The sequence below is a fragment of the Acidisphaera sp. S103 genome (genome assembly GCF_009765975.1).
Taxonomy (GTDB): Bacteria; Pseudomonadota; Alphaproteobacteria; order Acetobacterales; family Acetobacteraceae; genus Rhodopila.
Genome location: NZ_LMUJ01000036.1, coordinates 88,588 through 114,513 on the forward strand (window position 1 = coordinate 88,588; position 25,926 = coordinate 114,513).

General features: G+C 63.2%; 27 protein-coding genes and 1 tRNA gene. 6 read left to right on the forward strand and 22 right to left on the reverse strand.

The window, feature by feature from the left end; genetic code table 11:
• Positions 1-221: 221 nt before the first annotated feature.
• Positions 222-1,292, forward strand: a complete 1,071-nt coding sequence (locus tag GSQ89_RS08800) for a cupin domain-containing protein (protein ID WP_216856074.1) — start codon at positions 222-224, stop codon at positions 1,290-1,292.
• A gap of 89 nt (positions 1,293-1,381) precedes the next feature.
• Here GSQ89_RS08800 and GSQ89_RS08805 read toward each other — a convergent pair whose 3' ends face one another.
• The 3 genes from GSQ89_RS08805 to GSQ89_RS40045 all read right to left on the reverse strand — a co-directional run bounded on the left by GSQ89_RS08805 (position 1,382) and on the right by GSQ89_RS40045 (position 3,745).
• A complete protein-coding gene (locus tag GSQ89_RS08805; RefSeq protein ID WP_158924088.1) occupies positions 1,382-2,539 on the reverse strand; it encodes an alpha/beta fold hydrolase in 1,158 nt (385 codons plus the stop codon).
• Between the two features lie 100 nt (positions 2,540-2,639).
• A complete protein-coding gene (locus GSQ89_RS08810; protein ID WP_158924090.1) occupies positions 2,640-3,155 on the reverse strand; it encodes a hypothetical protein in 516 nt (171 codons plus the stop codon).
• A gap of 149 nt (positions 3,156-3,304) precedes the next feature.
• Positions 3,305-3,745: a GCG_CRPN prefix-to-repeats domain-containing protein gene (locus GSQ89_RS40045; protein WP_371734238.1), complete on the reverse strand. Its 441-nt coding sequence runs from the start codon at positions 3,743-3,745 to the stop codon at positions 3,305-3,307.
• Positions 3,746-4,181: 436 nt separating this feature from the next.
• Here GSQ89_RS40045 and GSQ89_RS08815 point away from each other — a divergent pair, with 436 nt between their 5' ends.
• A complete protein-coding gene (locus GSQ89_RS08815) occupies positions 4,182-5,174 on the forward strand; it encodes a LysR substrate-binding domain-containing protein (protein WP_158924092.1) in 993 nt (330 codons plus the stop codon).
• A 97-nt stretch (positions 5,175-5,271) separates the two neighbouring features.
• Here the strand turns inward: GSQ89_RS08815 and GSQ89_RS08820 are convergent, their stop codons facing one another.
• Together GSQ89_RS08820 and GSQ89_RS08825 are read right to left on the reverse strand one after the other, a co-directional pair.
• A complete protein-coding gene (locus tag GSQ89_RS08820) occupies positions 5,272-6,849 on the reverse strand; it encodes a winged helix-turn-helix domain-containing tetratricopeptide repeat protein (RefSeq protein ID WP_158924094.1) in 1,578 nt (525 codons plus the stop codon).
• A gap of 151 nt (positions 6,850-7,000) precedes the next feature.
• Positions 7,001-7,156 carry a hypothetical protein gene (locus GSQ89_RS08825; RefSeq protein ID WP_158924096.1) on the reverse strand — a complete coding sequence of 52 codons (156 nt, stop codon included), beginning with the start codon at positions 7,154-7,156 and terminating at the stop codon, positions 7,001-7,003.
• A 26-nt stretch (positions 7,157-7,182) separates the two neighbouring features.
• On the opposite strand from GSQ89_RS08825, the gene GSQ89_RS08830 reads away from it, so the two are divergent.
• A complete protein-coding gene (locus GSQ89_RS08830; protein ID WP_158924098.1) occupies positions 7,183-8,010 on the forward strand; it encodes an amidohydrolase in 828 nt (275 codons plus the stop codon).
• 423 nt (positions 8,011-8,433) lie between these two features.
• Here the strand turns inward: GSQ89_RS08830 and GSQ89_RS08840 are convergent, their stop codons facing one another.
• Positions 8,434-9,306, reverse strand: coding sequence for an alpha/beta fold hydrolase (locus GSQ89_RS08840; RefSeq protein ID WP_158924100.1), 873 nt, complete (start codon positions 9,304-9,306; stop codon positions 8,434-8,436).
• Positions 9,307-9,448: 142 nt separating this feature from the next.
• Here GSQ89_RS08840 and GSQ89_RS08845 point away from each other — a divergent pair, with 142 nt between their 5' ends.
• Positions 9,449-11,197: an MmgE/PrpD family protein gene (locus tag GSQ89_RS08845; RefSeq protein ID WP_256367309.1), complete on the forward strand. Its 1,749-nt coding sequence runs from the start codon at positions 9,449-9,451 to the stop codon at positions 11,195-11,197.
• A 349-nt stretch (positions 11,198-11,546) separates the two neighbouring features.
• On the opposite strand, the gene GSQ89_RS08850 is transcribed toward GSQ89_RS08845, so the two are convergent.
• The 9 genes from GSQ89_RS08850 to GSQ89_RS08890 form a co-directional block, all read right to left on the reverse strand.
• On the reverse strand, positions 11,547-11,852 hold the full coding sequence (locus GSQ89_RS08850; protein ID WP_158924105.1) for an ABC transporter permease subunit: 306 nt from the start codon (positions 11,850-11,852) through the stop codon (positions 11,547-11,549).
• Between the two features lie 284 nt (positions 11,853-12,136).
• Complete coding sequence (locus tag GSQ89_RS08855; RefSeq protein WP_216856075.1) at positions 12,137-13,333, reverse strand: UxaA family hydrolase; 1,197 nt, start codon at positions 13,331-13,333, stop codon at positions 12,137-12,139.
• Positions 13,330-13,650 carry a UxaA family hydrolase gene (locus tag GSQ89_RS08860; RefSeq protein WP_216856076.1) on the reverse strand — a complete coding sequence of 107 codons (321 nt, stop codon included), beginning with the start codon at positions 13,648-13,650 and terminating at the stop codon, positions 13,330-13,332. The genes GSQ89_RS08855 and GSQ89_RS08860 overlap by 4 nt, the downstream gene beginning before the upstream one ends.
• Entirely contained in the window at positions 13,650-14,297 is a 648-nt protein-coding gene (locus tag GSQ89_RS08865; RefSeq protein WP_158924107.1) for an RraA family protein, read from the reverse strand. Before GSQ89_RS08865 ends, GSQ89_RS08860 begins: the two co-directional genes overlap by 1 nt.
• A gap of 12 nt (positions 14,298-14,309) precedes the next feature.
• Complete coding sequence (locus tag GSQ89_RS08870) at positions 14,310-15,419, reverse strand: mandelate racemase/muconate lactonizing enzyme family protein (protein WP_158924109.1); 1,110 nt, start codon at positions 15,417-15,419, stop codon at positions 14,310-14,312.
• Positions 15,420-15,438: 19 nt separating this feature from the next.
• On the reverse strand, positions 15,439-16,257 hold the full coding sequence (locus GSQ89_RS08875; RefSeq protein WP_158924111.1) for a transporter substrate-binding domain-containing protein: 819 nt from the start codon (positions 16,255-16,257) through the stop codon (positions 15,439-15,441).
• A 26-nt stretch (positions 16,258-16,283) separates the two neighbouring features.
• Positions 16,284-16,952, reverse strand: a complete 669-nt coding sequence (locus GSQ89_RS08880) for an amino acid ABC transporter permease (protein WP_158924113.1) — start codon at positions 16,950-16,952, stop codon at positions 16,284-16,286.
• A 2-nt stretch (positions 16,953-16,954) separates the two neighbouring features.
• On the reverse strand, positions 16,955-17,623 hold the full coding sequence (locus tag GSQ89_RS08885) for an amino acid ABC transporter permease (protein ID WP_158924115.1): 669 nt from the start codon (positions 17,621-17,623) through the stop codon (positions 16,955-16,957).
• Positions 17,620-18,303 (reverse strand): GntR family transcriptional regulator, encoded by a 684-nt coding sequence (locus tag GSQ89_RS08890; protein WP_158924117.1) that lies wholly within the window; start codon positions 18,301-18,303, stop codon positions 17,620-17,622. The genes GSQ89_RS08885 and GSQ89_RS08890 overlap by 4 nt, the downstream gene beginning before the upstream one ends.
• A 296-nt stretch (positions 18,304-18,599) precedes the next feature.
• Here GSQ89_RS08890 and GSQ89_RS08895 point away from each other — a divergent pair, with 296 nt between their 5' ends.
• Positions 18,600-18,878: a hypothetical protein gene (locus GSQ89_RS08895; RefSeq protein ID WP_158924119.1), complete on the forward strand. Its 279-nt coding sequence runs from the start codon at positions 18,600-18,602 to the stop codon at positions 18,876-18,878.
• 30 nt (positions 18,879-18,908) lie between these two features.
• Here GSQ89_RS08895 and GSQ89_RS08900 read toward each other — a convergent pair whose 3' ends face one another.
• The gene (locus GSQ89_RS08900; protein ID WP_158924121.1) at positions 18,909-20,294 is read right to left on the reverse strand and encodes an MFS transporter; all 1,386 of its coding nucleotides are present in this window, start codon (positions 20,292-20,294) and stop codon (positions 18,909-18,911) included.
• A 175-nt stretch (positions 20,295-20,469) separates the two neighbouring features.
• Positions 20,470-21,795, reverse strand: a complete 1,326-nt coding sequence (locus GSQ89_RS08905; protein WP_158924123.1) for an MFS transporter — start codon at positions 21,793-21,795, stop codon at positions 20,470-20,472.
• Between the two features lie 78 nt (positions 21,796-21,873).
• On the opposite strand from GSQ89_RS08905, the gene GSQ89_RS08910 reads away from it, so the two are divergent.
• Complete coding sequence (locus GSQ89_RS08910; protein ID WP_158924125.1) at positions 21,874-23,223, forward strand: MmgE/PrpD family protein; 1,350 nt, start codon at positions 21,874-21,876, stop codon at positions 23,221-23,223.
• Positions 23,224-23,668: 445 nt separating this feature from the next.
• Here the strand turns inward: GSQ89_RS08910 and GSQ89_RS08915 are convergent.
• The 5 genes from GSQ89_RS08915 to infA form a co-directional block, all read right to left on the reverse strand.
• Positions 23,669-23,744, reverse strand: a tRNA-Phe gene (locus GSQ89_RS08915).
• Between the two features lie 86 nt (positions 23,745-23,830).
• A complete protein-coding gene (locus tag GSQ89_RS08920; RefSeq protein ID WP_158924127.1) occupies positions 23,831-24,013 on the reverse strand; it encodes a DNA gyrase inhibitor YacG in 183 nt (60 codons plus the stop codon).
• Complete coding sequence (locus GSQ89_RS08925; protein ID WP_158924129.1) at positions 24,006-25,106, reverse strand: ribonuclease E/G; 1,101 nt, start codon at positions 25,104-25,106, stop codon at positions 24,006-24,008. Before GSQ89_RS08925 ends, GSQ89_RS08920 begins: the two co-directional genes overlap by 8 nt.
• Complete coding sequence (locus tag GSQ89_RS08930) at positions 25,103-25,693, reverse strand: nucleoside triphosphate pyrophosphatase (protein ID WP_256367310.1); 591 nt, start codon at positions 25,691-25,693, stop codon at positions 25,103-25,105. Before GSQ89_RS08930 ends, GSQ89_RS08925 begins: the two co-directional genes overlap by 4 nt.
• A 1-nt stretch (position 25,694) precedes the next feature.
• Entirely contained in the window at positions 25,695-25,913 is a 219-nt protein-coding gene (infA, locus tag GSQ89_RS08935; RefSeq protein ID WP_158924133.1) for a translation initiation factor IF-1, read from the reverse strand.
• Between the last annotated feature and the right edge of the window lie 13 nt (positions 25,914-25,926).

The window sequence follows — 25,926 nt, forward strand, 5'->3', positions numbered from 1 at the left end:
CAGACAAAGCGTGGCGGCGAGCACTTTCAACTTCGCCATGACAGGACTTTCCCCATTTATTAATTGTCAAAACATGCCCGAATCGTCATCCCGACCTTGGCACGGGTCATGACGCGACTGAATCAGCCGAGTGTGGCTTCTAGGCCCGATTGGAACAACCAGCAATGCGAACGCCGCAATGACGATGTTGCGGCACCGGATGGTTTCCGATGGACCGGAGATTGCTGGTTCGCGACATCATGCCTGGCGTTTCCTTTTTTGTATTCAAATCAGCGCTCACGAACGTGGGAGCGCCCCGCACTCTGCAATATCTCTGTAGTGCGGTCAAACGAGGGTCTGTTCGGGGATGGCTTGTCCAGCGGCAAACCGGAACGCTACAACAGGCGTCAACAGGGTCCACGCCCGCTAGACGAGTTCGCCATATACAGGGAAACGCCATGCCAAGCATCGTTCGTTTCAACGATCTCGAAGCCTCCTGGAACACCAGACAGGCGCGGCAACCGGGCTATATGCGTTGGCTCGTCACCTGGGTTGGCGGGCCCGCCGAATATATCAACACCAATCCAGACGATGCGATCGAAAGCACGCAATGCGCTGTGGGCATGATGTATCTGCCACGCGGCCAGCGGCAGGCCGGCAAGCACACGCATGGCGTCACCGAGGTCTACATCGTTTTACGCGGCCAATTGGAGGGGTTCGATGCATCCGGCCATCCGCATCGCTCGGGGCCGATGGATTGTACCTACATTCCCGCGGGGTGTCCGCATGGGGTCCGCAACTGCGGATTGGACGATGTCGTATTGATCTGGGTACATGATGGCATCGAACGCAACGATGCGGCGGTCTACTATGCGGATGATCATCCGTTCGGAGATGTGCCGCCAATAAAGCTTGTGCGCTTCGCCGACCTGGAGGCCGCGTTTCCGGAGCCAGATGCTCGCGAACCGGGAACAATGCGATGGTCGGTGAACTGGGTCGGTGGTTTCGCCGGGTCGGTCGATCCCAACCCCGACAGCGCGGTCCGGAACGACAAGATCAGCATCGGCATGACGGTTTTGGAGCCAGGCAACAGTATTCCACGCGCGGCGCGGCGGGTGACACGGTTGTATCTTGTCGTTGAAGGTCAGCTGATTACCAAATTGGAGAACACCAATACATGCCTCGGCTATCTGGACGGCTTGCATGTGCCGGCAGGCGAGGCGGTGGCTCTTCGCAACAATGGTCCGTCTCTCCTACGATTGCTTTGGGTAGACTGTCAGCCAATCCAGAGCGGGATTTCGGCCCCGAACTGATCGAAGCAACTCAACTTCCTCGTTCGGGACCATTTCGCTTGCATCACCGCCAACACCAGACACATCGTCCAGATGGCCTCCCAACAGTACTACGAACAATCGTTCGGCGCCTCGCGGCCGGCGAAGCGATCCGCGATCCAGGAGTCGGCGTCGCGGGCGCTGCGCATGCCGGCGAACCCGTGCCCGACGCCTGCCATCTCGTCGAGGGTCACACGGCTGCCCGCGGCGCAAAGGCGTCGCACATAGTCTTGCGTGATGCGCGGCGGGACGATGCGATCATCGGTGCCCTGGGCAATGAACACCGGGATGTCGGGCGGCAGCGTGCCGGGTGTGTTGCGGGCCACCAGCTCGGCCCACGGCTCCGTCGTCGACAGATCGGGGACCGTCAGGAAGGCCGTCTCGAGCGGTCGCTCCGTGTGCTCCCGAAGATAGAGACCATAGATCGACTCGATGCACTCATTCGCCAGCCGGTCGATGACCGGTATGGCCGATGGTGCTGCCACCTTGGCGATCGGCGCATTATACAGGCGGGACCAGGACCAAAGCGTCATGGCCGTCAGGTTCTTGCCGGCTGGCGTGTCGAGATCCGCCTGAAGCAGTTCGGCAAGTTCGGTTGCCGGTGCGGCGGCCGCGACCCCGACGAGCTGCAGTTCAGGCGCATAGTGCGCGGCGATGATGGCGGAGAACAGTACTGCCTGGCCACCTTGCGAGTGGCCCCAGAGGGCGAAACGCGAACTCGCATCGGCCCCGGCGATGGCACGCGCGGCCCGCACCGAATCGAGCACTGCGCGCGCCTCGCTGACGCCGACCAGATATGGGTGCGGCCCCTCGGTTCCCAGGCCGGGATAGTCTGTCGCGGCGACGATGTAGCCGTGCTGAACCATGTCGCGCAGGCCCTGGATCTGTTGGAAGTGAAAGAACGCGAGGGATGGCGCGCAGCGGGGAACCACGCCGGTTGTCGGATGCGCCCAGGCAACGATCGGCCGACCGCCCGGCGGTACCGGTCCGGCGGGAATGACCACAAGCCCGGAGACGACAATCGGCCGGCCATCCAGGCCGGTGGATCGGTACAGCACCCGGTACGCCGTCGCGGCGAATGGCGCACCGGAAATCGCCTCCTGTTGCAGCACGGTGCCCGGCCTGTCCTGTGTCTGGATGGCACGACCCGGCGCCGGCGACGCACCGAATGCGCATCCGGCTATCAGCAGCAGACACAAGCAGCAGCATTTCGTCAGAGCACGGCACATTGGCTCAGTCCTGTTCGGGCGTCTCGAAGATGGCCGGATGGCGATGGCAACCGATGCCGGCAACGGCCATGCGGCCAGGCACAGCGTCGGGGCAGCGGTGTCAGGGTAACTCTTTCCAATACGGGGCGATGAAGCCGCGCGCATCGACGTCCTGCACCTGCCGGACGATCTGCGGCGCGGTGCCATGGCAACGCCAGGCGTAGATGGTGTCGTGCCCGGTCGCTACCATCGGAATGAACGCGGCATCCGGATGCTCACGACACCAGTTCACCTCGCCCGCCCCCGGCGTTCGGCTGGTGTTTGCCGGGCTGCAGGGAAGGTTGGCCCCTGTCGTGCAGACCAGCACGTGTCTGTCGGCACAGCGGAACACGGTCGTGCGGATTGCCGCGTCGGCTGGCATGCTGGTGCCGAACGCCGCGTTGACCGCTGGTACGAAACTCTCCGGGATCGGTCGCGGCGTGTCATCGGTGCCGATCTGCGTACAGGCGGCTGCCGGCTGCGCGGCGTGTGCCGTGGCAATCGGCAACGCGAGCGCTGCCAGCACCAGAACCGCGAGCAATCGCCGGAACGGCATCGGTTGAATCGCGGACGCCTTGATCATGGGATCGACTGACATGTGGGCAGCCTCCGTATCAGCAGTTGCGCTTGCGTATTCGCCAGAATTGCACGTTGGCCGAAGCTGTGTCGCTTGCTCACCGTCGGCGGCAGGCAGCCATCCGGCATCAACCGTCGCGCCGGATGTACGTCGCTGCTGCTGGCTGTTGGTCAGCAATTGGGCATCCACCTCCAGTGCCAGCCGCCGTACGGTCCCTGGACCCACGCCCGATGGCTGCCGCAATAGAACCGAGGTCCCGACCAGACCGGGCCTGGACCATGACCGAAGCGGTGACATGCCCCGCCGGGTCCACGATACCAGCCGGCTCCACAACCATCGGCGGCAAGCACGATGGCTCCATTCGATTCTGCGAATGGCGCGGTCGCGATCGCAGCATCCGCGGTCGATGCGGCGCCAAGCAGACCTGCAACAATCGCGCAGGCAGCAAACGATTTCATCATTTCACCCTCCAGGTTATTCCAATCGGATAGCCACTTTCGCCGGGCCGCGATCGCCTCGTTTCCTGAGTGGGTGACAGCGTCATTCGGCGACGCTGTCGGCGTCGGAAAACGGAAATCGTCAGCTCTTGCACATCGTCCGGTGGCGAGCATTGGATCGGTCGTTGCCGCCGTCGTGGTGCGCTGTCGGAAATAAGTCGATGCGAATTCCAACCACAAATACTGGTTCGTTATCCAGGTATCGGTGGCGGATATAGCCGGTTCCGGTGAGGTGGACCGTGACGCCGGTGGCGCGTCGCCAGGCGGATCATGGCCACGGCGGTTTGAGGGCGACGTTCACATGGCCAGGGCGACGATCACGGCGGCGCCAACGAATGGCCGAATTGGACAAAGGCCGGCACAAAGGGGGCAATCGCCGTCTCCGGGGACCACGCCGGACCTTACCGAACGAATCCTGGATACCGATTTCGGCAGAAATTCAACTTACCATCAGGACTTCAAGGGTGGCCTTCGGTAGCTGATCCCTGGGCCGCGGTGCCGCACGACGTCTTGCCGCGCAATGAATGAAACCGATAAGGGGGTTCCTTCCATGCCAGTGCAACTGCGCCACCTGCGCTATTTCACGCGGATCGTCGAGGCGGGGAGCTTCTCGCGCGCCGCTTCGGTCGTACACATCGCCCAGCCCGCCCTGAGCCAGCAGATCGCCGAACTGGAACTCGACCTGGGCGTGACGCTATTGCACCGCAGCGCGCGGGGGGTGCGGCCGACACCGGCCGGTGACATCCTGTATCACGAGGCGGTCTCGATCCTCGGCCGCGTCGAGCAACTTGCAGAGCTGCTGCGCTCCGGCGGACCGGAAATCGAGGGGACAGTGAACCTCGGAGCATCATCCACCCTGGCCGCGACCCTGTTCGGATCGTTCGTCAAGGCGTGCCGTGCGGCGCTTCCGAAGGTGACCCTGCGCTGCTGTTCCGACGGCGCCACCACGCTGAAGGCTCGACTTGAGGCACACACCCTGCATCTGGCGTACGCTTTCGAAGACGATTTCTCGCCGGCATTCGCGCGCCAGTCGGTATTTCGCCAATCCTGTTACCTGGTCCGGAATGCGCCGCTGCCCGGCAATCCGGCGACGGTGTCGCTGCGGGATCTGACCGCCCTGCCACTGGTCCTTCCGGCGGCTCCGAACGTCGTGCGCAGCAAGCTCGATCGGGTCTTCGCCGGGGCCGGCCTGGCGCCGCATATCGCGGCGGAGACCGACGTGATGTCCAACAGCTTGTCCGCGGTGCATGCCGGCATCGGCGGCGCCATCATGCCGAAAAGCGACTTCTCCGACGTTCCCGGCAACGGCAGCCTGTTCACCACCCTGATCGAGCCGAAAATCCAGTTGACGGCTTCGGTATTGTGGCTGGCGGACGAAGCGCTGACGCAAGCGGCCGAGGCTGTGCGCGACTTGCTGATCGCCTTTGTCGAGAAGGAGTGCCTCGCATCCTTGCCACCAGGCGCTGAACCTGTTGCGCGGGTCGCCTGTCTGGACTCTGCACGCGCCCGCCGTCAGCAACCCACACTCGCCCGGGCGGCATAATCAGAGCATGATCGCGCTGGGCGGAACGTCCAGAGCGCGTGAATCATGCGATCAAACAACGCTCTCGAACATACAGGCTAGGTCCCCGCCGTCGCGGTCATGCTCTCTCGCCGGTCGCCATGCGCAGACCTGACAGGAAGAGTTCCCGTTGCTCCGCGACCCGAAGATGATCCACGGTGGGAATCACGACAGAACTGACCGCGCGCAGTCGTGCCACGACGTCGCGTGCCGCTTCGAGCTGCTTCATATGCGCATAGCTTGCGGCTAAAAACCGATAGGGATCCGGATAGGTCGGGTCTTCCTGAATCGCCAGCAGAAACCTCGGCACCGCGTCTTCGAACCGCCCGGTCAGGAAATGCGCGATGCCGATGACCGACCCCACCCAACCGACCCGGACGCGTGGGCTGAGACGAAGGGCCTTCTCGACATGCTCGATGCCCTCGTCCGTTTGGCCGGTCCAGACCCGCATCGTGCCGCTGATGTACCAGCCGCGTGCGAAACTCGGGCTGAGCATCATCGCGCGATCCACCAGTGTGATCATCGTGGCGGCGTCTTCGCCGAAATACATGAGGATGTTTGCGGCATGCGCCATGACAGAGGGATCATCGGGCGCCGCCTGCAGAGCCCGTCGCGAGAGGTCGATCGATTTGCGTCCGTCGGACCCTGGGTCGTCGCTTCGGCCATCGAAGACCAACCGAAAATAGCAGACCGACGCAAAGGACAAGGCGGGGCCGTAGCTCGGATCGCGGGCGATAGCCTGCTCCATGAGCACGAGCGCCTCGCGGAAGCGCGCGGCGGATGACAGGGCGGTCGCGTAGCCGCGCAGATATAGGTCATAGGCGGTCAGATCGGCGGTCGGGCGTTCCACGGCGCGGATCGTTTCCGCGGCCTGGAGTGTCGGTTCAATGATGCCGGCGACTGCCAGCGCTATTTTGTCTTGCAGGGCGAACACGTCCTCCATCGGACCATCATAGCGTTCGGCCCAGAGATGTGCGCCGTTGCTGGCGTCGATCAACTGTGCCGTCACACGTACAACGCTTGCGGACCGGCGGACCGATCCTTCAAGCACGTATCGCGCGTTCAGTTCCTGCCCGACCTGTTTGATGTCGACGGCACGTCCTTTGTAAGTAAACGTGGAGTTTCGTGCCAGCACAAACAGCCATCGGATGCGCGACAGCGCCGTGATGATTTCCTCCACCATGCCGTCGGCGAAGTAGTCCTGCTCCGTATCGCCGCTCATGTTCTGGAATGGCAAAACGGCGATCGTCGGCGGGTTGCCTGCGACCGCCGCCGGGGGTGGAAGCGCATCGAATACCGGGATTTCCGGCGAGCCTGGGATCTTCCGTTGCTCGTCTTTCGATACCGGGCCTTCGAAACGGTAACCCCGACGCTGCACGGTTCGTAAAAGACGCTGCCCATCCGCGCCCAAGGCACGCCGGATTTCCGTGATACACTGCGCGATACTGTCGTCGGATACGATGACATCCGGCCAAATCGTCCGCATCAGTTCGTCGCGATCGATCAACCGGCCTGCATTTTCGACGAAATGACGAAGCATGGCGAATGCCTTCGGACGGAGCGCCAACTCCTCACCGTCGTCTCCCAACAGAAGCCCGCCGTCGAGGTCGAGCCTAAACCGATCGAACCGATAAATGGCCCTGGGTTCGTCTTCCATCACCCGTCTCTTCGCCAATTGCGGGCAGTTCAGACGAAGATCCGGTTAATTTCAACCATAGCGCCCTGGTCGGGCAGCGATCGAAGGAGGCAAGGAGATCATCGCTCGCTTGCCCAGCAAGATCGCCGCTGGCAAACGTACGCCAAGCGGATCAGTGGGCCAACTTCGCGACATAACCCCCGGCGATGCCTTGCATGGAAGGGGTGGCACCTGCGCCCACGAAAATACGTGTGAATCCGGCCTTCATGGCATCCTCCTCCAGATCTTCGTCGGCCTCTCTGGCAAAGTCGGTCACGATATCGGACAATGAACCGAACAGACAGGAGGACGGCCATGCCAGTGATCGACGTTCAGGTGCATCCCTTCGATCGCAATCACCCCGGCCGGCCCTGGGCTGGCCCCTCGCACGGCCTGGATTCCGCGACGGGCGAGCAGATGGTCGCCGCCATGACCAGTGTCGGCGTCGACGGCGCGATCATGGTGTCGTCGTTCAGTGCCTATGAGTACGATCCAAGTTATGCGCTTGAGGTTTACAACACCTATCCGGACAAATTTCGCGTCGTGACGCCCGTGGATGCGACCGATCCGGCGATCGATGATGTGGTATCGAAATGGGCGGCCACACCAGGCGCACGAGGCATCAGGATCCGCATGCGCGACGGCCTGCCGACGGATGCCGGTCATCCCGGCCTGAATCGTGCTTTCTCCGCCGCCGCCAGGCATGGCTTGCCGGTCAATTTGCTGTGCTGGGGGATCCTGGACAAAGGCCTTCCACATATCCGGCAACATCCCGATACGGTCATCGTGATCGACCACCTCGGCCTGCTGCAGCCCGCCCGTCCGCCGGTTCCTGCCGATGTCTGGGCTGATCTGCCGAAGCTGCTCGCTTTGGCCGAATACCCGAACGTAAGGGTGAAGGTCAGCGGCGCCTGCACGATGTCGCACCTTCCGTTCCCCTACGACGACATCTGGGAACCGGTCCTGCGGGTCATCGATGCGTTCGGACTGGATCGCTGCATGTGGGGCACCGACTGGACGCGAACGATCGGCATGCTGACCTATGAACAGGGCGTCGCGCCGTTCCGCGATACCAAACGTCTGTCCGAGAACGACAAGGCCATGCTCATGGGCGGAACGTTGCAGAAAATCTACAAGTGGTGAAGTGCGGATAGTAGCGCGGCAGGTGACATTCTGACCTTTCGCGCCATGGTCGACGGATGGGTTCTGTCACAGCTTTTAAGGGCGTGCCTTTACGATCTGCCGCTGGTGACGGCAGGACCAAGGTTCCTGTCGGCCCGCCGGCATCAGTAATCTACCGTCGCTTTCACCAACGAAGGCTTCAGCAGGTAGTCACGAGCCTCCGTTGCCAGCACGCGCGCCCTACGATGTCCAGGCTGCATCTCCGATACCCGCCACCCTATCCAAAACGCGATCTACCAAGGCGGCATCACGATAAAAGACGGGATGGCAGCACTCAGTAAAATCCCAGGCTTCGGCGTAGATATCGATTGGGACGCCGTCGAGAGATTCCGCGCTTGAATAAATAACGGTGTGGCCAGGACTTCGACCCTGACCCTCGATGCCTTAAACAAAAAACGCGAGAAACCGGCTCAACGTCTCCTCCGGCGCCTGCTCCGGAATGAAATGGCCGCTGATCACCGGCCCGCCTTCCACATGCGTGGCATATTCCCGCCAAACATCCAGCACATTGTCGAACACCGCCTGCGTATGGCTTTCCGCCCCCCACATGATCAGCAGCGGCACATCCGTCTTGCGCCCGAAATCGGCATCATCCATCGCCAGATCGATTGTCGCGCAGGCACGGTAATCGGCGCACGACGCCATAATCATCTTCGGCGTGAAGCAGCGCACATATTCCGCCCAGGCTTCGGGCGTAAAAATGTCCCGCCCCGCCGGCGGCCGCACCATCATCGTGTCCAGAAACTGCTCCGGCGGCACTGCCGCCATCATCGCTTCCGGCAGCCCGCGCCCTTGCGGCATGAACACCCAGTGCCACGACTTCATCGCCCAGGACCGCGAGGCATTGTGCCAGACATGCCGGCTGGGAAGAATATCCAGGATGGCGCATTTGATCACCGCGTTCGGATGATCCTGCACCATCCGATGTGCCGTGCGCCCGCCGCGGTCATGGCCGGCGACATAGAACCGCTCGTAACCAAGTGCCCGCATTACCTCGATCTGATCCTGCCCCATCGCTCGGAATGAGTAATTGGAGGCCGTCTCGTCCGGTTCTGGCGCCGAACTGTCGCCATAGCCACGCAAATCCGTCGCCACCACATGGTACCGTTCGGCAAGCTGGTTGGCGATTTTGTGCCAGCAGACATGCGTTTGCGGATTTCCATGCAGCAACAGCAACGGCGGACCTTCACCCCCTTGCCGAACCCGAATCCGAGCGCCGGTCGTTTCGATAAACGTATCCGTGAAGTTCTCGAACATCGATAATTTCCTTCCTCTCGATCGCCCGCCGGGCATGTCACGGCAAAATGCCATGAACACGAAAAATACGCTGATAAGTCAGACGTGTCATTTAGCCCCAGGATTACTGAATTGTCCTTATCGATCAACGTTGATAGTGCTGATGGAAAGGGCAGGGCGGTTTGAAGGAAAGACAATAGCGCTTGCCGCCCGAGGATCCATGCTGGGTGCCTTCCTGGGCATCTTCTCCGGCCCCGGCCCCTTACTCGCCTCTTTTGTCTCCTACGCGACGGAACGCCGCATCGCCAAAGACCCATTCCGCTTCGGCAAAGGCGCGATCGAGGGCGTCGCCGGCCCCGAGGTCGCCAACAACACTGCAACCGCGCCCCCTTCGATCTCGGCACATTATGCCTCAAAGGCCCAACTGCACCTGCCGTCTGGAATTCGGTACTGGCATACTGATCACGTCGACACGATGAGGACGCGCGACGCGGGAGGCATGCCGGGAATTGCCGCGGCACGCGCCGCCACCGCAGGAGGAGGAAACGACATGGAAGCAACCGCCGTACTGTCCGCATTTGCCAGCAGGACCCGCCCGCACGACATCAGTGCCGAGGCGATTGCTGCGACCAAGCGGCATATCCTGGATTGCGCCGGCGTGGCGCTCGCGGCCGCGACGGAACCGGCGGGGCGCATCATCCTCGATATCACGGAGGAACAGGGTGGCGCAGCGCAGGCAAGGGTATTCGGGTCGGGCCTGCGCACGACCACTGTTGCGGCGGCTTGGGCCAATGGGGCGCTCGCGCATCTGCTGGACTATGACGATACCGGGTTCTCGCACCCGACGGCTTGCATTTTGCCGGCCGCGCTGGCGATGGCGGAAAGCATTGGCGCGAGCGGTAGCGATCTGGTGGCTGCCGTTTGCGTCGGCCTGGAAGTCTTCGAGCGGCTGTCATCATCCGGGCGACAACACGAGCCGGCACTGCGGCGCCGCGGCTTTCATCCCACGTCGTTGTATGGGTGTTCGGCGGCCGCGGCGGCGGCGGGCAACATCGTCGGACTGAACCCCACGCAGATGGCGGTCGCCATCGGACTCGCGGCGGCCAACGCCGGTGGACTGACGCAGCATTTCGGCACCTGGGGCAAGGGCATCCACGCCGGCAACGCGGCGCGCGCGGGCGTGACGTCTGTGTTGCTGGCGCGGAAAGACTATCTCGCCGACCTTGAATGTATCGAGGGCGACTATGGGTTCTTCTCAGCGTTCCATGGCCCGGGCAACTATGATCTCGGCAAGATGGCGGATGGGCTGGGCACGCATTGGTCGATCGTCGATCCAGGCCTGACCATCAAGAATTATCCATGCTGCGGCGGCAATCTACGCGCCCTCGATGCCGCGCAGGCATTGCTGCGGGAGAACGACATTCGGTTCGACGACGTGGCCAGGCTGGAGGTCGATGTGCATCCGGACCTACTGCATGTCGTGCGATTTCATAAGCCCAGGCAGGGCTTCCGTGGCAAGTTCTCGATCGATTATGTGCTGGCAGCGATGCTGCTCGATGGGCGCGTCGATCTGGACTCGTTCACCGACGCGTACTGCAACGCGCCGCGGATGCGGGCGTCGCTGGACAAGGTGCAGGTCAACGCTCACGCCGGATGGCCGAATGACGCGACGGCGCGTCGCAAGTCCCCGGTCACCATCACGATGAATGATGGACGGACGTTCACCAGGACCGTGGAGAAGGTACGCGGCAGCCCGGGCAACCCGATGACGCGCGACGAGTTGGTTGGCAAGTATCGTGGTTGCGCATCGCGCGTTCTGCAGGGCGAACGGTTGGAGCAGTCGATCGCGATGTTAGAGGCGCTTGATAAGACCCCGGCGGTCAAGGAGCTTATGGACACGCTGACGATCTGATTGGCGATGGCGGGCGCAGGTTCTGTCGCAGATTTTGCCGCCCGATCAGCGCACTCTCGGCTCCCGGGCATGCACGTGTCGCGTTCGCTCGTGCCTGGTGAACGCTGATCATCGATCGAGTGATCGCCGGGCCGTCGAAGCATTGGGCTCGGCAATCCTGGCGATCGAAGTGTACCTGCTCGCGACGGACGTATTCTATCGCGACCGACTCGATAACGCGCGCGTCTGGGGCCGCGTGGGGTTGGCGGGGCGGCCACACGCCGAACGAGACTCATACCACTAGCTGGCGTACTCTGGTCTGCTCGGTGAAAAGACATCGAGATTGAGAACCGGCTCATCGCCGACCACCTCACCCCAATGCTCCACATTCGGCGGAACCACCAGCAGGCCGCCGGGTCCGAAAGGCGGTATATTGTGTGGGCGTGATCAGGATCCCGGCCAACGCCCGAAGGGCAGCGCTCAGCGCGAACGCCAGGGACAACATTCGCGCCACCGGAATGCCCTGCAATGCCGCCGCCTCGCGGTCGATGGCGCAGGCCCGCATTGCCTTGCCGGTGCGGGTCAGCCCGAAGAACACGGCCAGCGCCAGGATCGCAAGCGCCGACGTCCCCACGATCCACAGCAGTTGATATCCAACGGCGACACCGCCGATCATCAACGGCGGGCGACGCGATCGCCGCGGTGGACGTAAGACTGTCCGGAGATGAGATCGCCGCACTTGAGGAACCTTACGTTCCGCACGAGGTCGTCGGCTTCCTATAGTCCGAGAAAGGTCAGAAGCTGTCGGACCGCGCAGCCGCAGGGAGTGAGAAGCGCGCGCGAGATCGTCGAAAACGAGCAGCAGTTTTCGTTGAACCATGCGCCCTGCGCCAGCCCACGCCATCGCCCCTATGCCCAGGCTCCAGTGGATTTTTTGCTATTTGAACCGCGGCGCAGACACTATGCAGGAAGGCAGGAAGGACCGATCGGCTCAAAACTCTTGTAAGTCAGGATAAACTCCTGGTGCCCCAGTGACTCGGAACACGTCTTCGTCCCGTTCCCCAGAGACACCACCAGATCGCGGATTTCCTGACCGACCTCCGCCAGCTCCGCCCGGCCTTCCAGGATGCGGCCGGCATCGACGTCCATGTCCTCATGCATCCGGCGATAGGTTTCGGGGTTGGCGCAGATCTTCACCACCGGTGAAATCGCCGACCCCACCACCGACCCGCGTCCGGTGACGAACAGCACGGCATGACTGCCGCAGGCGATCAATTCGGCAATCTCGGCGTTGTCGTTGATATTGGGGAAACCGAAGCGCACCTCTCCGTCGGGTACGACATCCAACAGGTAAAGCCCGCCGCGCGGCGGCACATCGCCCGGCTTGATCAGCCCCGCGATGTGCGAAGACCCCGATTTGGCATACGCCCCCAGCGATTTCTCTTCGATCGTGGACAGCCCGCCTTCCGCATTGCCCGCGGCAAACGAGCCGTAGCCCAGCGTCTCGTAATAGCGTGCGGCCTTGGCCACGGCGCCCTCGATCTCGCGCCCCAATTCCGGTGTCGCGGCACGCGCTGCCATGATGTGTTCGCAGCCGATCAACTCACCGGTTTCCTCAAAGATGCACGCCGCCCCTTCGTCGACCAGCAGATCGAACGCGATGCCCGCGGCGGGATTGCCGGTCAGGCCGGACGTGCCATCCGATCCGCCGCAGACGGTGCCGATCACCAACTCCGAAACGTTCATCGCCACGGTCGGTGCCGCATCCAGTTCGGCCCGCCGGTCCGCGACCCAGGCGCGTCCCTCGGCGATCGCCGCACGCGTGCCGCCGGTCCGTTGAATGGTGATCGTATGCACCGGGCGTTCGGACGCGGCGACAAACTCGGCCAGCCGAAACCGGTCGAAACTCTCGCACCCCAGCGACACCAGCAGCACCGCACCCACATTGGGATGCGTACACAGCCGCTCCAGCATCAAATGCGCGTAATCGTTCGGGTAGCAGCCGGGAAAACCGATGACATGCACATCGTTCTCGCGCAGCGGCAGCGCGATTTCCCGAGCCACGTGGTGAGCACATTCCACCAGATACGCCACCGCGACGACGTTACGGATGCCTTTGCGCCCGTCGTGACGCAGCCAGCCGCGCATGACACTCATTGGCTCGCTCCCTGTAACGATATGCTCTGCGTGTAGTCGCTGGCGATATTATGCACATGCACATGCTCGCCGGCGGCGATATCGCGTGTCGCCGTTCCGATCGGCGCGCCGTATTTGCTGACTTTCTCGCCCGCCGCGATCGGACGGCGCGCCAACTTGTGGCCCAGCGGCATGGCCCGAACCATCGTCACGTCCGCACCGCGAATCTGGATCGTTTCCCCCACACCGATCGGCGAGCGCGTGATCAGCACGTTGTCGTCCGCATGCAGCAGCAGCAGGCGGCGATCGGTATCCGCGTCCGGCATAAGGGCGGCCATCAGAATTTACCGTGACGCAGATAGGCTTCCTGCGGATCGACGCCCGACAGAATGGCCGAACGCACCTTGTTCTCGGTTGCGATGGCGGTCTCAGACTTGCCGATCACGTCCTCGACGATCGCCTTGGGCACGCGGATCGCACCGTCGCGGTCGCCCAGGATGTAATCGCCGGGTTGCACGACCACGTCGCCGATCTTGATTTCCACATCGGTCGCGCGCGGCTTCCACCACGCCACGATATCGCGCGGCGTGAAGCCACGGCACCAGGTCTGGAACCCGAGCTCCAGCAGGAAGTCGATATCGCGCGCGAACCCGTCCACCAGGCAACCGCGTACACCCTTGTTGCGCAGGGTCTCGGCCGACAACTCACCCATATGCGCCACGATCCGGTCGTTCGGCTGATTGATCCAGATATGACCCGCCGGCGCCTTGGACAACAGCCCCGTCCACGCCAGCAACGTGTCGTGCGCGTCAAAATCGGCGGACGTCATGCCCTCGATGGTGAACGCCGGTCCCGCCATGCGGCGTTCCGGCATGATCGGTCGTAGTTCCGGCGGAAAGGTGAAGTCGCGCAAACCCATGCCGCGCATCACGTCATGCACCACACCTGTATAGCAACGCTCCAACCGTTCGGTCAGCGCATCCATTATCCTGTCTCCTTAAACCGCCGTGAATCCCAGCGAAGCGTCCGCCATCTTTTCGATCGCCGGCCAATCCCACGCGATGCCAATGCCGGGTTCGGTCGAAGGCACCGCCCGTCCGTTCTCGATCCGCATCCCCTCGGTCGTAATGCTGTCCAACTGCGGGATGTATTCCACCCAGCGCGCATTCGGCACCGCGCAGCACAGCGCGACATGCAGCTCCATCAGGAAATGCGGGCAAACCGGCACATTGAATGTCTCCGCCAGATGCGCGACCTTCAGCCATGGCGTGATCCCACCGATGCGCCCGACATCCACCTGCACGATCGAACATGCGCCGGCCGCGATGTATTCGCGGAAATGCAACGGGCTGTAGATGCTTTCGCCGACAGCGATGGGCACCGCCGTACTGCGCGCCAGCCGCACATGCCCACCCAGATCGTCGGCCGGCAGAGGTTCCTCGAACCAGGCTATATCCAGCGGCTCATACTGCCGCGCTCGGCGGATCGCTTCGTCAACGGTGAAGGCCTGGTTGGCATCGGTCATGATTTCCATGGCTGGCCCGATCGCATCGCGCACCGCCGACAGCCTGGCCACGTCCTCGGACACATGCGGCCGGCCGATCTTGATCTTCACACCGCCGAACCCGGCTTCCTTCGCCCGCAGCGCATCATCCACCAGCGCCTGCGGTTCCAGATGCAACCATCCGCCTTCAGTCGTATATAGCGGCACCGATGGCTGCGCGCCCCCGGCCATGACATGCAGCGGCAACCCCGCCTTGCGGCAGCGCAGATCCCATAGCGCCGTATCCACCGCCGCCTGTGCGATGGCTGTGATCGCCCCCACGGTCGTTGCATGTGTCATGAACATCAGGTCGCGCCAGATGCGCTCCACCTCCGCCGCATCCCGCCCGAGCAGGGCAGGGGCGAAGGTGCGTTCGATCAGCTTCATCACCGAAGCGCCGCCGGTGCCGATCGTGTAGGAATAGCCGGCCCCGGTCGCACCATCCGAATCGGTGATGCGCACGATCGGCGTTTCCTGCGACACGAAACTCTGGATCGCATCGACGCGCTTCACCTTGGGCACGAGGTCCACAAGCAGCGCCTCGACCTTGACGATCTTCGCCATTGGTTACGCCTTCCCCCGGTTATGAATAACGCGGCAATTCGGCGTTCACCGTGCCCATCCATTTCTGCTGCAGCGGCTGGATCTCCTGGTTCGTCCACAGCATGAACAGCGCGGTGTTGACCCAGTGCAGCAGATCGGCATCACCACGGCGCAGCCCGATCGCCATCGGCGCCTGCGACACCACGTATTTCGTCTCCAGTGCCAACGCCGGGTTGCGATCGCGGATGGCGACACCCAGCGCCGCCGACGTCACGATCGCCTGGACCTGTCCGGCCAGCAGCGCCTGGCTGGTGCTCGCGTCGTCGTCGTAGCGCTGGATATCGGTGCCCTCGGGCGCATGGCGCGTCACCGCGATGTCGTTGGTGGTGGAGCGCGTAACGCCGATACGCTTGCCCTTCAGGTCGGCGTTGCCGGTCAGCCCGAGCGACTTGGGCGCGAGCGCCACCTGCTGATCCACGAACACGCAGTTGGAAAACGCGATCGCCTTGGCCCGTTCCGACGTGATGGAGAACGACGAGATCACGATGTCCACCTTGCCCGAAGTCAGCGACGGGATCCGGTTGGCGGCGACGATATCGACGATCTGAACCTTCACCCCGAGTTCCTTGGCGATCAGCTTCGCCGTGCCGACATCGTAGCCGTCCGGTTCCATGTTCGAGTTGGTCAGCCCATAGGGCGGCGTGCCCAGCGAGGTGCCCACGATCAGCGACCCACGCTTGATGATCGTGTCCAGCGTGTCGCCGCCCGGTGCAGACTGGGCTCGGGCATCCTCGACCGTGGCAGCCAACGCCAGCGGCAACGCAGCGGCCCCGAAAGCAAGGCGGCGGGAGATCGTCATATGTATTCCTCCGGTTTGTTGATGGGTCAGATCAGTGACGGTTCGACATGTCCGCGCCCCATCCGAGCCTCCAGCCGGCGGCTGGCAAGTGAGATCGGATAGCAGATCGCGAAGTAGAAGGCGGCCACGGTCAGAAAGACCGCCAGCGGCTGAAACGTAACATTGGAAACAATCTGCCCCGCCCGCGTCAACTCACGGAAGCCGATGATCGAGGCCAGGGCGGTGTTCTTCACCAACTGCACGATGAACCCCACGGTCGGTGGAATGGCGGGCCGTATCGCCTGCGGCACGACAACCAGCCGCAGCGTGGCCATCCGGCCCAGACCCAGCGCGCCCGCTGCCTCCCATTGGCCGGTCGGCACGCCCTCGATGGCACCGCGCCAGATGTCGCCGAAGAAGGCCGAGGCATACAATGTGAAAGCCAACGCCGCCGCCGCCAACGGCGGAACGTCCAGCCCGGCGAAGGCCGCGCCAAAGTAGGCCAGGAACAGTTGCACCAGCAGTGGCGTCCCCTGCACGATCGTGACGAAGGCGATCGCGATCCATTGCAGCGCGCGCGTCCGCGACACGCGCAGCACGGCGATCATCATCCCACCCACCGCGCCACCGCCCAATGCGATCCCGGCGAGCGCGGCCGTCCACAGCGCGGCGTGCGCCAGAAACACCACATGCCCGAAGGAAAATGTTTGGAACATCGCTAGCGCCCAACGAACTTGAACGGGCAAACCACGCGCTCCAGCCCCGATAGCAGGCTGCGCAATACGAAAGTCAGCACGAGGTAAATCGCCGCGACCACCAAGTACGCTTCGAACGAGCGAAACGTCAGCCCCTGGATGTTGTTCGCCGACGCCGTCAGGTCGGTCACCGAGATCGCGGAAACCAGGCTCGTTGCCAGCATCACCAGCACGAACTGGCTCATCAGTGCCGGGTACACCGCGGCCAATGCCTGCCCTGCCTCCACGTTCCGCAACGTGCGCCAGCGCGACAGGCCCAGTGCCCGCGCCGCCTCCAACTGCCCCTTCGGGATCGACTGGATGCCGGATCGCAGGATTTCGGTGGCGTATGCGCCGGTATAGATGCCCAATGCCAGCACGGCGGCAACCGGCGGCGTGAAGCGGATACCGGCGGCGGGAAGCCCGAAGTAGATGATATAGATCTGCACCAGCAGCGGCGTGTTGCGGATCGTCTCCACATAGACCGTCGGCACCAGCCGGAGCGCGCCGTGGCGGGACAGGCGGGCCGCCGCACCCAGCGAGCCCAGCAGCAGCCCCAGCATCATCGACAGGATCGCCAGCCAGATCGTCGTGGTGGCCCCCCAAGCCAGTTCCGGCCAGCGTGCGAACGTGCCGGAGAAATCGAACATCATCGGGCTGCGACCCCATCCCCGTCGGGCAACCGCGACAGGATTTCGTCGCGGCTCAGCACCAGATGACGCTCCAGCGCGGCGCGGGCGGCGGTCGCGTCGGCGTCCCGTACAGCGGCAATGACCGCGGCATGCTCTGCTGCCAGGCGTTCCAGCGGGTAGGTGGCGAGCGAATAGACCCGCACCGTATGCGTCTGCATCATCACGCGCTCATGCCAGTCCACCAGCGTTTGATTGTTGGACAGCGCCACGATTAACCGGTGAAAGGCACGATCCTGCGCCAGCGCGTCGATCAGGCCGGCTTCGGTCCCCTGCGCCCGATACGCGAGCAGATTGGCCTGCGTCGCGTGCAGGTGTTCCGACAGCGCACGGTCGATGCGCCGTTCCGCGAAGGCACGAGACATAGCGTGCAACTCGATCAGTTCGCGTGCCTCATAGAGGTTGCGGACATCCGCGGCGGTAAAACGGCGCACCACGGCCCCGCGCCGTGTCTCCATTGCCACCAACCCATCCTGATCCAGCTTTACCAGCGCCTCCTTGATCGGCGTCGCGCTGATCGCGAGCGTCAGTGACAGTTCCTCAGGCAGCAGCCGATGTCCGGCTGGCAGGCGGCCGGACATGATCTGTTCGCGCAGATCGAAATAGGCCTGTTCGGCCAGGGTGGAGCGGACGATGGAGCCCACGGAACGTTTCCTGCCCGGCTTCAGCGCGGGTCCTTGAATTGGTTTAGAGGCAGAGAACTTTCTATAGAAAATTTTCTATATCCGGTCAACTCAGGCTCGACGAGGGACCCGTTTGGCATCAATCACCAGGAGCAAGGCTGTTTCTGACAAGGCAGCTCAACGGATAGCGGAAGGTGTGCCGCCGAGGCGGCCGGACTGGCTCCCCGTCCTTCTACATCGAGGAAACGGCGGGCATGCTCGGCCCGGCCAGTCGCTGCTGACCGGCATCATCGTCGCGGGCGTACAGGTGCCGTTCGATGGCACCGATCGAACGACCCTGTCGCGATATGCGACGTCCGTATGCGTCGCTCAATCCATATGAACGGGCGCGCGATATTCTGGCGGAGGCTTTTATCGTGCGGCGTATCGGCGATCGACAGGATCGCGGCCCGAGGATCGAACGGCCGCTGAATCTGGTTGGCATGCAGGAGTCATTCGCCGATCGTTATCCGCACGGAAGAGATGCCGATCCCATCATGGCCTTGCACGGTTATCGTTGGATGCTGCCATTCTGGGACGCTGTTTTTTGCAACTGATGGCACCAAGCGTGTCATCCAGGCGTGGCATCATCGTGACAGGACTTCCAGGCTTTGACGATTGCTCGTCGGCCCCATGATCCAAACCGCCAGCACGATCACAAGCATGGCGATGGCGATCATCGAAAACACGCCCACCGTGCCGTGCGCTGCGAGCAGGAACGTGATCGCATATCCTACCAAAATCGAACTGACCCGGCTCCAGCTGAACGTAAAACCGAGCGCCTGCGCGCGTATGCGGGTGGGGAATAGTTCGGCTGCGTATGGATGGAAAATGGCTATCATCCAGTTCATGCATAGTGACACCAGTGCGCCGCAAAGCAGGATCGACCAATTCGTTCGGGCCAGCGAAAACAGCAAACCAAACACGCCAATACCGATCGCCGTCCCGACTAACTGCCATTTCCGCTCGATTCGTTCAGCGAAAATCAGACCTAGTGCCGCACCCACGGGCGCCAGAAGTGCGATTGTCGCGGTGAATTCCAATGAATGGGCGATAGCGAACCCCTCTCGCACCAGCATGATTGGAACCCAGGTGATGAAGCCGAATGCTGCGATCGTCTGGCTGAACTGAAACAGTGACAACATGATCGTGCGGCGCCGATACAGCGGGCTGAACATCTCGTGCCAGGAGCCGCGTGTGACAACGGGTTCGACGTGTTCCGGATCAGGCTGCGGCAGGTCGCGACCAAGTTCGTGACGTACTCGCGCCTCCATTCGCTCCATCGCTGCGTTCGCCTCAGCGTGGCGGCCACGGCTCTGCAGCCAGCGTGGTGACTCAGGTAAATTCCGGCGGATGAACAGTACGAAAACACCACCCAGCGCACCGATAATGACGATCCAACGCCACCCGTCGAGGCCCAGTATCCTGTGCGGTACAAGCAGCCATGACAGCAGCAGCGCCACGGGTCCGGATGTCAGCACGACCATGATGCTGAACGCCATGTAGCGCCCGCGCCACCGCCGCGGCGTGATCTCCGCAATGAACGAGTCGTTGTTGATGAGCTGCACGCTGATGCCGAAACCGGCAATAAATCGCAACCCGTCGATGACCATGGCAGAACTTTGGAACGCGGTGAGGAATATGGCGACCGAATAGGCAAGCATCGACCACGTGAAGGTCGAACGCCGCCCAAAGCGATCGGAAATCCAACTGAACACGAACGCGCCGACGAACATCCCCAGAAAAAACGAGGCAAGAAAGCTGGCGAAGCTGTTCCAGGCCAGCATTCCGACGCTGGTGGTCGTGAATATGTGCTGCGTCAGGCCCAGTGATATGCCGCCCGGCATGGCGAACTCGTAGAACTCAAACCAGCCGCCAATGGCTATAAGCGCGACGAGTTGCACGAAATAACGCGTCGGAGGCAGCCGATCGAGGCGTGCAAGGATTGAACACATAGGCTGATCGCTCTGCATATAGGCATCTCCGTCGAACCACTTTGGAATCACACTGCGGCGAGAATCGTCCGAGCGGCAACACTCAATTGAGACGTGCGGCGTCGGCGCGTCGGTCGCTCAACGCGGCTCACACCGATGCCGCCAGTGCTGATGGCTAAGCAGGATGGAAATAGTACCGGTATCGATATAACGCTCACAATGGCAGGATATCGTCCTTCGTCTCCCGCCCCAACGCCATCGCCACGATCGCCAGCACGGCGAAGCCGGTGATCGCGGCCGTGGCCAAAGCGAAATTCCCGCCGAACGGAACCACCAGCAAACCAGCCACCAGCGGTCCAAATGCCGTGACCACCCGCCCCGACCCACTACAGAACGATACCGCCGTCGCCCGCACATGCGTTGGGAACAATTCCGGCAAATACACAGCCAGGCCGGCGAAGATCCCGAACACCGAGAACCCGAAGATCGGCAGCACATACGGATAATAGCTATAGTCCTGCAACAACACGTACAGGACCAGCCCGGAGACCAGCGTCACCGAACTATACAGCACATTCGCCCCACGCCGCCCGATCGCATCCGCAATGAACCCATACGCCGCCTGTCCCAGCATCCCGCCGATCCCGAACAGGATCATACCGTGCCCAATGAACGGAGCCGCCGCCGCACCCGTAATCCCGTTCCGAACCAGCATTTGTCCCTGAATCGTCGGCAGCCACACGTTGCTGGGCCAAATCCCCAGCAACGCGCCAAGGGAGAACAGCACCCCGACCATGGTTGCGTAACGATTCTCCCGGTTGAACAGTTGTTTCGGCGCGAAACCAAGGAATCGGCGATCCTCCACGCTCAGCGTCCGAGACGCCTTCAGCGCCTGACGCCGGGCGTGGACGACCTGGAATCGTTCCGGTTCCTCCATGCCGCGGCGCAAGGCCAGCAACACCAACGCGGGAATCACGCCAGCAAACAATGGATACCGCCACCCCAAGGGGCCAAGCCAGGCAAACAACTGCCCACCAAACACGCTGCCGAACGACGCGCCGGTCATCATGAACCCCAGCATCCGGGCGCGAGGCAGATCGGCAAACGCCTCGGCAACCAACGGAATACCGACGACAAACTCCGCCCCGGTCCCCACACCGGCGCAAAAACGGCAAATGCCAAACACAACGGTATTCGGCGACAGCCCTTGCAGCGCCGTAAAGATCGCCACCAGCACCACGCTCAACGCCAGGGTCCGGATGCGGCCGATATAATCGCCGACGACACCGAAACACATGCCGCCCAACGCCCAACCAAGCAGCCCCACCATACTTAGCAGCCCGCCAACCCGTCCAACCGCGGCAATCGACGGATTGCCGCCCAGCAGGTCCGTCAGTGCCGGATGCAAGACCAGTGCGAACAGATTGAAATCGGTATTGTCGAGCGCCCAACCGAACCACGCCAGCAGCAAGACCCGCCACTGATAGGATGTAATGTCGCGCAGCCACCCACGCCCACGCGCCGTACTGCTGCTCGGCATCGATTTCCCCCAATTTCTTGCTGCCCAGGCTTGTTCACCGGACACGCTCTGTCAATCTGCTGGCCGGAGGACAGAATCATGGCGGAAGAAGCGACACAGGCACTGGCGGGGTATGCGGCAACGCTCGACGTCGATGCCATCCCCGACAAGGTGCGCATGCAGTGCAAGAACCTCCTGCTGGATGCGCTCGCCTGCGCCGTGGCTGGTCATGCCGGTGAGGAAACGCCCCAGGTCGCCGCCTTCGCCACGGCTTTGGCGCCAGGCGCCGACACCAGCATCATCGGCGGCGCGTACCTGTCCCTCACCGGCGCCACGATCTTGAACGCATTCCTGATCACCGCCGTCACCATGTGCGACGCGCATCGCGCCACCCTGACCCACGTGACGCCGGAAGTGGTGCCTCCCGCGCTGGCGATCGCCGAACGCGACAATCTGTCCGGCCGTGACTTTCTAGCCGCCCTGGCGGCAGGATTCGAGGTCACCACGCGCATCGGCCTCGGCCTCGATTTTCCAGCCTTTCGCGCACGCGGATTTCATGGGCCGGGCATTCTCGGCCCGTTCGGAGCCGCCGCCGCGGTGGGACGCCTGCTGCGGTTCGACGCGGCGACTATGGCGCGTAGTTTCGGGCTCGCCGGCAGTCAGGCGGCGGGGACGTTCGCAGCCTGGGGCACACCGACAGTCAAATTCCACCAATGTCGCGGCGCAATGTCCGGCCTGATGGCAGCGCTGCTGGCGCAGCAAGGATTCGTCGCCAATCCTGACTTCCTGACCTGCCCCGACGGCGGCCTGTTCAGCGCCTATTCGGACAGAGGATATCCCGAACGGGTGACCGAGGATCTCGGCACGCGCTGGGAACTAGGCGAAATCGCCCTGCGCCCCTGGCCCGCCGCCGCCGCGATCCAGGGAATGATCTCCGCTCTGTTCGATCTGCTGGAACAACACGATTTCCGTGCCGAAGACGTGCGCCACGTGCATGTCGCGCTCGGGCAGCGTGCCTACGACATGCATGGCTTCTATGCCACATACAAAGGCAAATTCCAGGCGATGCTATCGGCGCACTACGCGGCCGCGGCGGTCTTGCACGACCGCGACCTGTCGCTGCACCAGTTTGAGCCGGAACGGTATGAGGCATCGGATATCGTCCGTTTCGCCACGGAAAACGTCAGCGTGTCGCTCGACACCGCCCTGACCGGTCCCGAGGCGACGGTTGAACTCCGGCTGCAAAACGGCACCACACTTGCCGCGCGCTGCATCCACACCAGAGGCTCGCCAGAGAACCCACTGACAACAGAACAGGTGCGGGCGAAGTTCCGGCGTTATGCCGCATCGGTTCTGTCCGCCAACCAGATAGACGGCGTGATCCAAACCGTGGCGCGGTTGGAGGATGTTGGTTCGATGCGGACGCTTACCGGGATGCTGAGGCGTTAGCCGCCACGATCGCCGCGTTCAGCGTCTTCGCCCCCTGGGGCTAACTCCTGGTCCATGACGCGGCTGATGTGCCAACGTTAGTGGCCGCCGGTATAACCTGTCCGGGCGGTCGGAATATCCGACATAGGCGACATGATCCTGGTGGTGGACCGCGACCGAGCCTGTGGACGCCGACCGCTGATGCTGCGGGATGTCGCCGGCGTGGATAGAGCGGACGAGACGCATGGGGTCGTGTTGTGGCGCATGCGATGCCAGACGTGCCGCGGATGCGTCGCCGATGCATGGCTGGCGCCTGGGGTGGGGATGCGCGGAGCGACGGTGCCGATTTGGGGTCGGGAGGCGCGATGAGGGGCGAGTCGCACTCGCACCATCAAATCCTTGGCACAATCCGATTCTGTGCCATCATCGTGCCATTCGCTGTAAATTGTTGAAATTTCATATATAATGGTGCCCAGGGGCGGAATCGAACCACCGACACTGCGATTTTCAGTCGCATGCTCTACCAACTGAGCTACCTGGGCACACCGTGGCCGAACCAAGGGAGCGGCAACGAGGCCGGGTGCTTAACCCATGCCCGCACGCGGATCAAGCCGGTTTCGACCGATCCTCAAGCCGCATCCGAAGATGGCGGCGGATCGTCGTCCAACTCCGCCGGCGGTCCCGGAACGCGGTAAACGCCGGTCAGCCAGCGCCCCAGATCGACCTCCTGGCAGCGAGGCGTGCAGAACGGCCTGTAAGCCTCGGACGAACGCCGCCCGCAGATGGGGCACGCTGGTGGTTGTTTAGCCATGGTCTTTCTCCAGCACCCACGCCGTCGCCGGCAGCGACGGGTCCGAACGCAGTGTAACCCCCCGTCCGGTGCGTCGCGCAAGGTCAGCCAGCGCCGCCGTGTCGCCCTGCAACGCCGACACCACCGCCGGGTGAGCCCGTACTGCCGGCATCCCGCGCGGGTCCCGCCCGAACGCTGCCATCACGGCCCGCAACGCCATCAGTCCTGCCGCCAGCGGCCCCGCCAGCAATTCGTGCAACGGCGGATGCACCCGCGAACGCACGATTTCAGCCAAACCCAAAGCGGTAAAACCGAGGAACCTGGGCCGCAGCGGATCGCCCGCCAGGGCGGCGACGAAATCCGGTCCCAGGCCCGCCCGCTTGCGCGGCGACAGCCCGGCGAGGTCAACGACGATCCCCCCCGACAAATTCCGCAGCCTGATCTGTTCCGCCAACGCCGGCACCACCGCTCGGTTCAGCGCCTCATGCCGGGACCGAGCCCCACCCGCACCGGTCAGCGCGCCGCCGGCGTCCACGTCGATCGCAACCAGCGCCGGCGTCGGCCAGATCGACAGGCTGGCACCCCCCGGCAGCACCACGACCGGCTCCGACAGCGCGTCGATCGCCTCCGCCACGTCCTCCTCCCAGACCGACGGCGTGACGGACACGCGGGCACCCAGCCGCAAACCCGCCGCCACCCCCGCGTCGTCTACCAGCACGGCCGCGTCGGGGTAACGGCCGGCGAGGCGTGCCACAGGGTCGGGACCGCGGTGGATCAACCCCACCGGTCCACCGGCCGCGGGATCGCAACCCCTGGCGGTCAGGCGAGGCCCCTTATGGCCTTGTGCGGCGCGCGTGATCCGCACGGTCAGGATGGTGCCGGCGGTCAGCCCCTTGGCGCCCTCGCTGTCGGGCAGGAAGCCCTCGGCATCGGCCAGGGCGACGAACGCACCCGCCATGGCGGGGACATGGGCCATGATCCGGCCGCGATGCACATCGCCGACGCCGTCCGGCGTACCGAACCGCCACAGGAAAAAATCCACCAGCCGGTTGTCGTCAACGACGGCGATCCGAGCCTCGCCAGGGCTGGTGGCGACGCGAATCGAGATCGTCACGGCACCTGCCAGCCATGCCCGCGCAGCAACTGCGCGGTTTCGAACAACGGCAACCCCACCACGCCGGAGTGGCTGCCGGACAGGAAGCGCACGAAACTGGCCGCCTCGCCGTTGATCGCATAGCCGCCGGCCTTGCCCTCGCCCTCCCGCGTGGCGACGTAGCGTTCGATCTGGGTATCCGTCAGGCGGTTGAACGTGACGACACTCTCGACCAGCCGGTCGGTGACGCGGCCACCGGGACCGGTCAGCACGATCGCGGTCATCACCCGGTGGCGCCGCCCCGACAGCAGCGTCAGGCAGGCACGCACCTGCGCCGCACTCTCCGCCTTCGGCAGGATACGGCGGCCAGCGGACACAACGGTGTCGGCGGCCAGCACCAGATGATCAGGCGAAATCACCGCCGCCGCCTTGGCTCGGGCCATGCGGATCGCGTAGGGGCGCGGCAATTCGTCGCGCCGGGGAGTCTCGTCGATGTCGGGGGAGACGACCTGATCCGGCACGATGCCGATTTGCTTCAACAGCATCAGTCGTCGCGGGCTGGAGGAAGCCAGGATCAGCGGGGGCGGAGTCACCCGCTGGTTTTGCACGCTACTTGAAGCGGAAGGTGATGCGGCCCTTGGACAGGTCGTAGGGCGTCATCTCGACATTCACCCGGTCGCCAGCCAGCACGCGGATGCGGTTCTTCCGCATCTTGCCACTGGTGTGGGCAAGAATGGAGTGCTCGTTATCCAACTTCACACGAAACATGGCGTTGGGCAGAAGCTCCATCACCGTACCGCTGAATTCGATCATGTCTTCTTTTGACATCAGGCCTCTTGGT